Below are 12,848 nucleotides of genomic sequence, written 5' to 3' on the forward strand. Positions count from 1 at the left end.
ACCCTGCAACCACATTAAAGTTGCAGGGTGTTTTAAGTAAAATATTCAAACTTCGCTTCAGGGAAGTAATAATTTAAATAATCACCTAAAGTCTGTTTCATATCCTCTTGTTCTTCGTTTGTATAAACATATTTCCATATTCCGTATTTTCCCCACTTAGGCTTACGTTTAGCTTCATCAAGCTCAAGTTTGGTCATAGGGTAATTCTTTTCAATGGTTTTCTTAGCTGGTTTAGTAAAGCGATGTTGAATAAACTCGAATGTTAAATCTTTTGTTGCATGTCTTGGTAATAAGGCTTCCAGCTTTTCAAACATCACTTTATAGCCTTCCTTCCAACCCTCATGCAAATAAATTGGAGCAACAATAAAGCCTAGCGGATAGCCAGCTTCAGCAACTTTTCTAGCTGCTTCCAAACGGTCATCTAATTTAGACGTGCCGGGTTCAAAGTATTTAATCACATAATCAGCATTAATGCTAAATCTAAACCTTGTTCTTCCATTATGTTTTGCATCTAATAAGTGATCCACATGAGCAAACTTTGTCACAAAACGTAATCGTCCCAAATCTGATTCACCAAAATATTCAATGGCTCGTTTTAACGAATGAGTTAAATGGTCTATTCCTACAATATCAGATGTACAGGATGCCTCGAACCGAGTAATTTCAGGTGCACGCTCTTGCATGTATTGCTCTGCCTTCTCAAGTACCTCTTCTACATTGACATATGTTCTAATGTAGGGTTTACTTCCCATGGTTGTTTGCAAATAACAATAATGACAATGCCCCATACAACCGGTAGCTAAAGGTATCGCATATTCAGCCGAGGGTTTTGAAGTATCGAATTTCAACGTTTTTCTTAAACCAACCACCAAGGTTGATTTAGCTACTCGGTATTGTTGAAAATGGTTTTCTCCTGGCAAATTCCGAATGTGATTATGAGATGTTGTTTCTCTAATTTCGATTCCCATTTTTTCAAATTTACTTATTAATTCTTTTCCAAGGGAATATTCCAATGCTTTGGGCTCTACATATACGAGCTCCGGAACAAACGGCTTAACCATACAAATTCTCCTGATCTGCATCTCCAAAATAAAATTCATAAGCTTCATTAGCTTCTGCTTCACTACTAAAAATAGCTACTTGATCGTTCAAAGGATAATAAGTGTCATACAAGAAAAGGGCCAATTCTCCTTCTTCTTCAGGATGTTCAACAACTGCTGCCTGTTGAATTTGAGCTACATCCTGTGTATGGGGATTACGGTACATGACATAAACAATGTTACCAGGCTGGTATTCTTCGTTTAATTCCATATTTACAACCTCCAATATAAAAATGGTACAAGCTACTATTAGCCTGTACCATTAAGTATTTTTTATCCTGCCATGTTACGACACTGTTGCGCACATTCACGACAAATTTGAGCACACTCTTTACAATGTGTATCTTGCATATTTTCACATTCCATAGCGCACTGTTCACAAACTTGAGCACACACTCCACACAGACTTGTAGAAAAAGCACTATTACGTGACATATATTGAGCAGCTTGCCCACAAATCTCTGCACAGTCATTTAATGTTTGTATACATTTTACACGAGCTTGTACATCAGGTTCTTGTAAACATGTTGTATAACATTCTTCACATGCCCTTAAACATTTCAAACAAGCCTCAATACAAGCATCCATATTGGTTGGTGATTGTGATAATACTCCCATAGATTCATCTCCTTTGTAATTGATCAAGAATTATACTGTCCAAATCCATTTGATTTATTTAACTAGTTTCCTAAATTCTTAATTGAAATTGCACAAATTCTGCATAAATCTTGGGTATAAACTAATTGAGGAGGGACTAGAATATGAAGAAAAAATTAATAGGATTTATATTCATAGCAGCTTTATTATTTATAGGATATTTCTCATCCAATTGGTTCTTTGAAACAGGTAAAGGTCAACCTAACATTATTAATGGTGAAACAAGTATAGTTGATTTAAATAATAATGACTTTAGTAATAAAAATGTAACTGAATACAACTTAAAAGCTGAAGAAGTTACATGGTCGATTGATCAAGGTAAAAAAGTTAGCGCATGGACATATAACGGCAAGGTCCCTGGTGAACCTCTGAGAGTTACAGAAGGTGATGTCTTAAAAGTAAACCTAAACAACGAGTTGGATGTACCGGTGACCATTCATTGGCACGGAGTGGTTTTGCCCAATGCCATGGATGGAGTACCTGATTTAACTCAAGAGGCCGTGCAACCTGGAGAGTCTATTACTTATGAATTTGCCGCTGAACATCCAGGTACATATTGGTACCACTCACATAAACAAAGTTCGATCCAGGTTGATAAAGGATTATACGGATCTTTAGTAGTAGAAGAAAAAGGTAACAATCAATCAGAACAAAATGAACAAATACTGATACTTGATGAGTGGTCTACTGATGGTGAGCGTGAAAGTATTACCAATATGCCTGGTATGATGATGGGAAGTATGAACGGAGACGGGGAAGCCGACACCAAACAAATGTACGACACCTATACAGTCAACGGAAAATCAGGTGATAGTGTAAAACCAATTGTTATAAAAGAAGGAGAAAAGTCTAGATTTCGTATCATTAATGCAGGTTATCAAGTACACAAATTAAAATTCCCCAAAGATACTGTTAAAGTATTAGCATATGATGCTGCAAAAACAATGAATCAAAAAGAATCCTATAATATTGTTGAAATAGCTCCAGGTGAGCGTGTTGATTTAGAAGTAACAAATAATCAGTCTAATCCATGGTTCGTTAATGACGTTACAGAAAAAGAAAAAGGTAAAGCAAACGTCAACATTCCAATTGTTACTGACGAAAATGCAGATTATTCAAATGTAAATCCAAATAATAATACTCAGGGCTCAAAAATTGATGGAACGGCAATAGGTAGTGAACAGCTCATATTTGATCAGACGCCAACTGACCCTGATGTTAACTATGTAATGGACTTAAGTATGGGGATGAATATGGGAGAAGGTATGGTGTTTCAAATTAACAATGAAATATACCCAGACACACCACCTATACAAGTGGAAGAAGGAGATATCGTAAAGGTAGAAGTAAAAAATAATGGACGTTTAAATCATCCGATGCATTTACATGGACATCGTTTCCAAGTGGTATCTAAAAATGGTAAATCCTTTAAAAATCCAATGGTAAAAGACTTAATTAATGTTAAACCTGGTGAAACGTTTGAAATTTATTTTAAGGCAGATAATAAAGGTGAATGGTTATTTCATTGTCATGACAATAATCATGCTGATCGAGGTATGATTACCATTGTCGATTATAAAAGTGTATTTTCACCCTTTGTGGAATAAATTGGTGAAGGAGTGATTTTAAATGATGAATGGAAATAACGGCGGTATGGGTGGCATGGGTGGTAACATATTCGGTAATTTTATATTTACTTTTATTTTGATTATTATCATTTTGTTAATCATAGCCGTTTTAGTTTGGATGTTTAAGCCATCAAATAAAAATAATAGTGATAGATTTAACAATAATGAATCACTAGATATTTTAAAACAACGCCTTGCTAGAGGGGAGATTTCTGAAGAAGAATACGAGAGACTAAAAAATAAATTAAAATAACTTTAAGCCGGCTATAAATATAGTCGGTTTTTTAACTATTAAAACTTAGTGGGCATAGGATATAGAAAATCAATAAAGAGGTGTCACTATGCGCGCTTTACCTTCTGTAGACCTCGGAATCATGGCCGAACATTTGGCGGCACATGAAGGGGTAATCAATAAACTGCAATATTATCACTCAATTGCTTCTAATCAGATATTAAAAGACATATTATCTCTTCAAACTGAAATTATGTTAAATCACGTCGAAGTCATGTCGTCTTTTATAAATCCAAGAATAAACCAAGAGCTTAATGTACCACCACTGGACATCTATCAAGATGTATCTTTTAATTTTGATTCAAATGACTATCAATATCATGATAATTGGATCACATTAGAAACACATAATACAGCTAAATGTATGGCTAACCAGAATTATGTCTCTTCCCTAATGATGAAAGACGCCAGGGTTAAAAAGGCTCACGAAGAAATGGCTTTACAACAAGCACATATACAGGAACTATATGGCCGTTTAATATCTATGATGGATTGGTCATACGTCCCTCAATCTTCGATAGATTCCCAGACAAAAACTTATCAATTTTATAATCAAGTATTCCAGTGGCAATAAGATATTGCCACTTTTTTATTTATATATAGAAATTCATTAAATTTGCAAATTTATCTTTTAATATGTAAATAAAGACTTAAAAAGGGAGCTGTAAGTATGGAGCTTAGTATATTTTTAGCTTTTGGTGCTGGATTCTTATCATTTATTTCACCATGTTGTTTACCTTTATATCCGGCATTTTTATCATATATTACTGGGGTTTCAATAGAAGAATTAAAGAACAATAAAGGTATTTTTCAAAAAAGAGCATTATTACATACATTATTCTTTTTAATTGGATTCTCAATTATTTTTATTGCAATTGGCTATTCAACTTCTTTTATAGGCCGCTTTTTCACCTTATACGGAGATCTTATTAGACAATTAGGTGCTATATTTATTGTCTTTTTAGGGTTAGTAGTGATTGGTTTCTTTAATCCTAAATTTTTACTTAAAAAAAGAGGAATGAATTATCAAGGTCGCTCCAGTGGGTATTTAGGTTCAGTTTTTATTGGGTTTGCATTCGCCACTGGTTGGACACCATGTACAGGGCCAATTCTGGCTGGCGTAATTGCATTAGCTGTAACTAACCCTAATCAAGCACTCCTATACATGATTGCGTATATATTAGGTTTTTCAATACCTTTTTTCATAATGTCCCTATTTTTAAGTAAAGTGAAATGGATCAATAAATACAGTGGAAGTATTATGAAGGTCGGCGGATATTCCATGATTATAATGGGAGTCTTTTTATTCTTCGATTGGATGACATTAATAACAACCTACTTATCCGATACCTTTTACAATGGATTCACAGGTTTTTAAATACCTTTTTACTACTATTTTTTATTATTCAGAGAGTATGTTACAATCCTAAAAGGAAATTTATAACAGTAAAAATATTTATTGTTAGGAAAAAGGGGAGAAAAGTTTTGAGCACACAAAATAGTAGGTTTGAATTGAAAGATGGTAGGATTTTGGGATTCAACCAATATGGTAAAGAAGACGGGTACCCCATCCTTTTATTTCATGGAACTCCAAATTCTCGTTTAATGTATCAACCCGATTCTAACGATCTTGAACAACTTAATGCTAAGCTAATTATTTTAGAACGTCCAGGGTACGGAATATCTGACCCTCAACCTCAACAAACTGTATCGGACTGGACTCATGTTGTCAAAGAATTCATTAATTTTTATAGTATAAATAAATTTAGCGTAGCTGGTATTTCAGGTGGGGCACCATATGCATTAGCTTGTTCATATCATTTTACCAACCAAGTAGAAACATGCAGCATAATTAGTGGTTTTGCACCAATTAATATAAATAAAGAATTAACAAATGGTATGTCTAGCTCTAACCAAATTGGTTTTTCATTAGCTTCAAAAGCACCATGGTTATTAAAACAAATTTTGAAACCAATAGCTAAAAAAGTTAGGAAAAATCCTGAAGAAACTTTTGATAAATTTATGTCCAGCTTTGCTAAAAATGATCAAGCTATTATAAAGCAGCCAAGCGTTCGTAATAAATTTATAAAAGATATGAAGCAAGCATACTCTCAAGGTATTAATGGTCACTATGAAGATTTAATAAGATTAGTAAAACCATGGGGAATTAACTTAGAAGAAATAAGTGTGCCTGTTAATATTTGGCAAGGTGAACAGGATCAAAATGTACCAATATCAATGGCAAGATATTACGACAAAACTCTTCCAAATAGCAAATTACACCTATATGAACAAGAAGGACACCTCTTATATATTAAGAAGTGGAATGAAATACTAACTAAACTAGTACCTTAATTAAAAGAGAGGTAATTCATTAAGAATTTACCTCTCTTTTTTGATTTTATGTTTTTAACATTTTAGCATTAATAGCCACAATAACAGTACTTAAACTCATTAAAATCGCACCAACTGCAGGACTTAATACAATACCTACAGGTGCTAAAATGCCAGCTGCAAGTGGTATGGCTATAATATTATAACCAGCTGCCCACCACAAGTTTTGTACCATTTTCTTGTAGGTTTTCTTTGACAAATTAATCAGCGATAAAACATCTTTTGGATTACTTCTTACTAATACTATATCTGCTGTTTCCATTGCCACATCAGTGCCTGCACCAATGGCAATACCTAGATCCGCAGTTGCTAACGCTGGAGCATCATTGATTCCATCTCCAGTCATTGCTACTTTTTGATTATCTTTTTGAATCTTTTTAATATGATCGGCTTTATGATCTGGCAACACTTCAGCGTAAACTTCATCAATGCCTATTTGTTTAGCGACCCAATCAGCAACTTTCTGATGGTCACCTGTTAACATAATTGAATTAATTCCCATTTCTTTTAGTTTCTCTACCGCTTCTTTAGCTTCATCTTTAATAATGTCAGCTAGGGCAATCATACCAATTAATTGATTCCCCACTAAGACAAAAACTACTGTTTTACCTTCTTGGGATAATTTTTGAAATTCATCTTGATCGTAATTGATATTTTCTTCATCAACATATTTGGGACTAACAACAAGAACTGTATCTTCACCAATATTTGCTTCAATTCCTTCTCCAGTTCTTGAGTTAAAATCAGATATTTCTTGAAGCGAAATATCTCTTTCTTCTGCAGCCCTTACAATACCCTCAGCAATAGGATGTTCAGACTTTTGCTCCACACTAGCTGCAAATTGAATAACTTGTTCTTCACTGTAATCGTCCTGTGTAATAATATTAGTTACTCCAAATTCACCTTTTGTTAAAGTACCTGTTTTATCAAATACTACTGTATCAATATTTCTTGAATTTTCGAAATTAACTCGATTTCTTATTAATAAACCTTGCTTGGCTGATATTGAGGTTGAAACCGCTACAACTAATGGTGATGCGAGCCCTAATGCGTGTGGACATGTAATAACCATAACTGTCACCATTCGTTCTAATGCAACAACAAATGAATAACCGAGAGCTAACCAAATAACTAATGTAATAATCCCTGCTGCTAATGCTAAATAAAATAACCATTTAGCTGCACGATCTGTAAAATCTTGAGCTTTTGATTTAGACTGTTGAGCCTCTTTTACTAAATCAATAACCTGAGATAAGTAAGAGTCATCACCCGTTTTCTGAACCTTAATTGTAATAGACCCTTCTTTATTAATGGACCCTCCGATGACTTCATCATCTGCATTTTTTTCAATTGGTACTGACTCACCAGTCAACATAGACTCATCAATTGAGGTGTTCCCATCTAATATTAGTCCATCAACCGGAACTTTTTCACCTGGCTTTACAAGAACTCTATCTTCTAAACTTAACTCAGACACTGGTATTTCTTCAATATTATCCTCATTATCCAGCTTATGAGCTGTACTTGGCATCAACTTGACTAACTCTTCCAATGCATTTGAAGCACCCATAATAGAACGCATTTCTATCCAATGGCCTAATAGCATAATGTCTATTAAGGTCGCTAGTTCCCAGAAAAAGTTTCTTCCCTCTAAACCAAAAACGGTTAACGAACTATACACATAAGCTACGACAATGGCCAGACCTATTAAAGTCATCATACCAGGATTTTTATCTTTTAATTCATCTTTACCCCCGGTTAAGAAAGGCCATCCCCCATAAAAGAAAATGAAGGTTGATAAAGCAAATAATATATATTGATCATAAGAAAAGCGCCAATCAACTCCAACAAATGATTGAATCATTGGCGACAATATTAATATTGGGATAGTAACAACTAGTGAAATATAAAAACGCTTTTTAAAATCTTGTACCATGTGTTCATGGTGGTCGTGATGGTCGTGTCCACTGTGATCATCATGATTATCGTGTTTTTCATGCTCTTGGTCGTCATGATGTTGTTGAGTGTCATCTTTTTTATGAGTAGATTCATGTTGATGATTGTTTTCACGTTTCATACCCATACCCCCACTAGGTTAATTTATTTGATATTTATATATTTACCTGAACTATTATTCTTAAACATTAATGCTAATTTATCCATTTATAACCGATACCCCACACTGTTTTTAAGTGTTGTTCAATTGGGAATCCGGCTTGTCTAACTTTATCTCTAATATTCCTTATGTGTGAGTCAATCGTTCTTCCTTCAACATCTGATGCATATCCCCAGATAAGATCTATTAATTTTCCCCTCTCATAAACTTTATTAGGATTTTTGATTAAATAACCTACCATCTCAAATTCCTTAGGTGTTAAATTAATAACCTTCTGATTGTATATCAATTGAAAATTTTCTTTATTCCAAATCAAGCCGTTAACCTCAATCAATTCTTTGGGTCTTGTTCGACGCAATAAAGCCTCAATTCGTGCAATAAGCTCACTTTCATCAAAAGGCTTCGTTATATAATCATCAGCCCCTAATTTAAGTCCTCTAACGACATCCTGTTGTTCGTCTCTAGCGGTTAGCATGATAATAGGAATATCTGAAAATTTTCTGATTCTTTGACATAATTCAAAGCCACTAACTTCGGGCATCATGATATCTAATATAACTAAATCTATTTTATTTTTATTAAAAGCTTCTAATGCGTTGTCTGCATTAGAAGCTTTTAAACACTCAAAAGAATGAGGAAGCAAAAACAGTTCGATTAAATCTCGCATTCGCTTTTCATCATCTACAATTAAAACTTTATTCACTAATTTCACCCTTTTTTAATGCTATGGTTACAGTAGTTCCTACTCCAATTTCACTATCTATATGAATAACCCCCCCGTGGGACTCAACTATTTCTTTGGCGATGGTCAAACCAATACCTGAGCCACCACTTAAACGAGAACGGGATTTTTCCACTCGATATAGTCTATTAAATAAATAAGGAATCTCTTCTTTTGGAATTCCTTCACCTTCATCATCAACAATAATATTAATGTGTTGTAAATCCTCTTTCACTTTCAATGTAATTACACTATTTTCATAGGAATGCTTTTTAGCATTATCTAATACATTGATTAAAACTTGTTGAAGCCGTGAAGGATCAACCAAAGCTATTAAATCAGCAGGGCATTTAGTATCTATAGTTAATTGCTTTTCATTGAATGCTGGTCTCATACGCTCTGTAACAGATTGTATAATTTCACATAGTGAAACCCATTCTTTATTTATATCAAACTTGTTTTGATCCACTTTAGCTAAATCAAATAAATTTTTGACTAGTAAGGATAATTGCTCTGCTTCTTCTTTAATGATTAAACTATATTTCCTAGTATCTTTCCCACTTAAATCAGGCCGATTTAAAACATCCGCATAACCCTTAATGTACGTTAAAGGTGTTCTTAGTTCATGAGAAATGTTAGATAAAAATTCAGTACGTTCAGCTTTTAACTGGTCTAAATCTTTAGAAATTCTAGTTATTGTTCGAGCCAATACACCTAACTCATCTTTCCTTTTGGTGTTTAAATCAATTTGTTTGTTTTCATTATATATTTGTTCTGACGCTTCTTTAATTCTTTTAAGCGGTGCAGTAATTAACTTAGACAAAATAAAAATCGTAATGATTGTTAAGATAAGCGTTAATAATCCTATGATTTTAAATTGATAACTTAGCTGATCAAGCATATTTTTAACTTTATTAGTTTTTGCAAACATTAAAACATGACCTTTGATTTCATTATCAATCACAATCAGACTATCTGAGGCAATATATTTCTTATCTTTCCAGCGTTTTTCTACAATTTCGCCTTTAGAGTCTATTGGTGCTTGTATCACCCTTTGAATAACTTGTTCTATTTCATATTCAATTGGATTAGATTTAACAAGAACTTGCCCTTGTGTATCAGTGATGACCACCACAAAGTCTGATGCAGCTTCCATGATTCTGACGTGATCCATTGTTGAACGACTATAGTTATCTTCAAGAACATCTCGATGTGTATTCCCTCTAGCAAGTAAATTATCCATAACTTCATCTACCTGATTATTAGCTAAGTTCGTGTATAATACGAAAAACAATAATACCTCAACCAAAACTATGAATACAAAGAACAACATACCAATTTTAAACGAAAGTTTATTCATCATTATTTATTGAACACGACCACTTTCAGAAATTTGTTTCCAGCTTTTTGTATCATTTTTACTAATAAAAACATTTTCATTTACATAGGTATATATCGCAAATTCATCAAGGTTCTTTAGATTTTGTGCGATCATTACAGGAGCATCTTCCCCTAAATCAGGTAAATTTTTCTCAACTTTATCTTTACTTTGTAATTGATAAGCTGTTAAAGAAGCTTGATTTTTATAAGTGGAGTAAAATAGTGTGCTTTCATTAAAGAAGACACCAACTCCCTGTGCTTTTTCAGTTAACAATTCGAAGTTTTTCCCACCATCTTCTGAAAGATAAATCCCTCCAACAGAGGCGATTGCAAGTATATCTGAATTCGATGGATGTACAGCAATACTCATGTAATCACCCTCTACATTACTTGCATTTATGCTTTCCCAAGACTCACCATCATCTTGACTCAAATAAAAGCCTTGTTCCAATTTAGAATTAGGGCTGGGGTTATATAAGAAAATATCATGGCTTTTATAACCGACAGCTAAAAAGTGGAAATCAGTTTTCCCCTCAAAGCCCACACTCTCTAAAGTTTGTCCACCATCAAAGCTTCTTTGTAAACCAATCGGGTTAGGCAAGTCTGATTGTGCACCGGGGTGGCCTGAAGTATAGAATCCCTGATCCACTACTGAAAACCCCATGTAATCGTTAATATTTTCAGTAGTTTCATACCACTCATCATCTTTATAAACTCTTAGTCCAGCATGAGTTCCAAATAATAGTTTATTGCCGCCTTCAATATATCCCATACCGTGTACATGAGTTAATTGTTCATCCTTTAATTTTTTCAAATTCGAACTTTGTTCTACGTTTTGCATCTCTTCATTCTCTTTTTCTTCTGAAATTTCTTCCTTTCCTTTAGTTGTTTCATTTTCATTATTGTTTGAATTACATCCAATTAAAATAATTAAACTTAATATACTAATCACGATCAATATTTTCTTCTTCATCTGTTTCCTACCTCCGTAATAATACTAAAGACATTATATCAACTAAATATCCATTTTCTATGCAGAAATTTTATTTATTTTTGACAATACAGCTGTCTCATAATAATTTACCTTAGATATTTGCTCTTCATTTTAAATACACTATTTAGCTTCAAAATTATTTCTTTCATTTAATATTCCTAAAAAGATGAGTGCTAATAAGTCATTTGCACATTTTCTGCACAATTGTTGGGTAAACCTAAATATACAATAGTTTACTATGGAGGTGAATTTATGGAAAGAGAAACTCAATATAAAAAGAATAGCATCACACTTATTGGAGCAATTGGGCTAGGAACTGGCGTCATGATTAGTGCTGGTATTTTTGCCCTATTAGGTCAAGTTGCAGAACTAGGTGGTAAGTGGTTTCCGTTAATATTTATCTTAGGTGGAATAGTAACAGGTTTTAGTGCTTATTCTTACATTAAGTTAAGTAATGCTTACCCATCTGCTGGTGGAATTGGGATGTACTTAGTTAAAGAATATGGCAAAGGTACTTTGACAGCATTTGCTGCACTATTAATGGCCTTTTCTATGGTTATAAATCAAAGCTTAGTGGCTAGAACTTTTGGTAACTATACCTTACAGCTATTTGATGTAGGGGAGAATAGCTATTGGGTTCCCATATTAGGTGTTGGTTTACTCATCTTAGCATTCCTAATTAATATATCAGGAAATAAATTTATTCAATCATTTACTTCTTTTGTATCCTTACTTAAAATCATTGGATTACTTATTTTTGCAGGTGCAGGGCTGATCGTTGCCAACTTTGCACTGAGTCCGGCTGAAAGTAGTGGACAAGCTCCAGATACAACTATTGCTGGGTTTATTGCTGCAATAGCATTGACGATATTGTCTTTTAAAGGATTTACAACAATTACAAATCAAGGTGCGGAAATTAAAAAACCAAAGAAGAATGTCGGACTAGCGATCATGTTTTCCATTATAATTAGTCTCATTGTATATATTTTATTAGCCTGGGCTGTCTCAAGTAATTTAGCATTAGATAAAATCATTGAGAAAAAAGACTATGCTCTGGCAGCCGCAGCTGAACCAGCTCTAGGCAACTTAGGTGTGTGGTTTACAGTGATTATCGCTATAATTGCAACTATTTCTGGAATTATAGCAAGTGTGTTTGCTGTTTCACGTATGTTAGCTATGTTAACCAATATGGATTTAATTCCACACAGTCATTTTGGAATGCCTGGACATATCCAAAGACACACTCTGGTTTACACTATTGTTGTTGCAATGGTATTAACTGTATTATTTGATTTGAGTAGAATAGCATCTATGGGCGCTATTTTATATTTGGTGATGGATATGATTATACATTGGGGTGTTTTAGTTAAACTAAAAGGGGAAATTCATGCCAATCGTTTTATAGTTAGTACGGCATTAATTCTAGATGGGATTGTATTAGCCGCATTCCTATGGGTGAAAATTCAATCAGATATTCTTATCGTTATTGTTTCAATCATAGTTATGATTCTAACATTTATTGGGGAGAAATGGTTTTTGAAGCTTAATCAAAGTTAAATATTTGAT

At 33.7% G+C, this 12,848-nt stretch carries 13 protein-coding genes; 6 read left to right on the plus strand and 7 right to left on the minus strand.

The features are described from left to right. Positions 1–32: 32 nt before the first annotated feature. From splB to E3U55_RS01045, 3 genes are all read right to left on the minus strand, one after another. Complete coding sequence (splB, locus tag E3U55_RS01035; RefSeq protein WP_134338465.1) at positions 33–1,061, minus strand: spore photoproduct lyase; 1,029 nt, start codon at positions 1,059–1,061, stop codon at positions 33–35. Next, positions 1,054–1,311 (minus strand): transcriptional regulator SplA domain-containing protein, encoded by a 258-nt coding sequence (locus tag E3U55_RS01040; RefSeq protein WP_134338466.1) that lies wholly within the window; start codon positions 1,309–1,311, stop codon positions 1,054–1,056. Before E3U55_RS01040 ends, splB begins: the two co-directional genes overlap by 8 nt. 62 nt (positions 1,312–1,373) lie before the next feature. Further along, positions 1,374–1,718, minus strand: a complete 345-nt coding sequence (locus E3U55_RS01045; RefSeq protein ID WP_134338467.1) for a four-helix bundle copper-binding protein — start codon at positions 1,716–1,718, stop codon at positions 1,374–1,376. A gap of 143 nt (positions 1,719–1,861) precedes the next feature. Here E3U55_RS01045 and E3U55_RS01050 point away from each other — a divergent pair, with 143 nt between their 5' ends. From E3U55_RS01050 to E3U55_RS01070, 5 genes are all read left to right on the plus strand, one after another. Continuing rightward, on the plus strand, positions 1,862–3,364 hold the full coding sequence (locus E3U55_RS01050; protein WP_134338468.1) for a multicopper oxidase family protein: 1,503 nt from the start codon (positions 1,862–1,864) through the stop codon (positions 3,362–3,364). 22 nt (positions 3,365–3,386) lie between these two features. After that, complete coding sequence (locus E3U55_RS01055; RefSeq protein ID WP_134338469.1) at positions 3,387–3,638, plus strand: SHOCT domain-containing protein; 252 nt, start codon at positions 3,387–3,389, stop codon at positions 3,636–3,638. An 88-nt stretch (positions 3,639–3,726) separates the two neighbouring features. Further along, positions 3,727–4,251 (plus strand): hypothetical protein, encoded by a 525-nt coding sequence (locus tag E3U55_RS01060; protein WP_134338470.1) that lies wholly within the window; start codon positions 3,727–3,729, stop codon positions 4,249–4,251. A gap of 96 nt (positions 4,252–4,347) precedes the next feature. After that, complete coding sequence (locus E3U55_RS01065) at positions 4,348–5,055, plus strand: cytochrome c biogenesis CcdA family protein (RefSeq protein ID WP_134338471.1); 708 nt, start codon at positions 4,348–4,350, stop codon at positions 5,053–5,055. A 107-nt stretch (positions 5,056–5,162) separates the two neighbouring features. Then, positions 5,163–6,032, plus strand: a complete 870-nt coding sequence (locus E3U55_RS01070) for an alpha/beta fold hydrolase (protein ID WP_134338472.1) — start codon at positions 5,163–5,165, stop codon at positions 6,030–6,032. Positions 6,033–6,078: 46 nt separating this feature from the next. Here E3U55_RS01070 and E3U55_RS01075 read toward each other — a convergent pair whose 3' ends face one another. The 4 genes from E3U55_RS01075 to E3U55_RS01090 form a co-directional block, all read right to left on the minus strand. Then, positions 6,079–8,148: a heavy metal translocating P-type ATPase gene (locus E3U55_RS01075; protein ID WP_134338473.1), complete on the minus strand. Its 2,070-nt coding sequence runs from the start codon at positions 8,146–8,148 to the stop codon at positions 6,079–6,081. A 73-nt stretch (positions 8,149–8,221) separates the two neighbouring features. Further along, entirely contained in the window at positions 8,222–8,890 is a 669-nt protein-coding gene (locus E3U55_RS01080; protein ID WP_134338474.1) for a response regulator transcription factor, read from the minus strand. Continuing rightward, positions 8,883–10,271, minus strand: coding sequence for a sensor histidine kinase (locus tag E3U55_RS01085; protein WP_134338475.1), 1,389 nt, complete (start codon positions 10,269–10,271; stop codon positions 8,883–8,885). Before E3U55_RS01085 ends, E3U55_RS01080 begins: the two co-directional genes overlap by 8 nt. Positions 10,272–10,274: 3 nt before the next feature. Continuing rightward, the gene (locus tag E3U55_RS01090) at positions 10,275–11,261 is read right to left on the minus strand and encodes a F510_1955 family glycosylhydrolase (RefSeq protein ID WP_134338476.1); all 987 of its coding nucleotides are present in this window, start codon (positions 11,259–11,261) and stop codon (positions 10,275–10,277) included. A gap of 273 nt (positions 11,262–11,534) precedes the next feature. Here E3U55_RS01090 and E3U55_RS01095 point away from each other — a divergent pair, with 273 nt between their 5' ends. Beyond that, positions 11,535–12,839, plus strand: coding sequence for an APC family permease (locus E3U55_RS01095; protein WP_134338477.1), 1,305 nt, complete (start codon positions 11,535–11,537; stop codon positions 12,837–12,839). Positions 12,840–12,848: the final 9 nt, after the last annotated feature.

It is taken from the genome of Filobacillus milosensis, assembly GCF_004402015.1.
GTDB classification, from domain to species: Bacteria; Bacillota; Bacilli; order Bacillales; family Alkalibacillaceae; genus Filobacillus; species Filobacillus milosensis.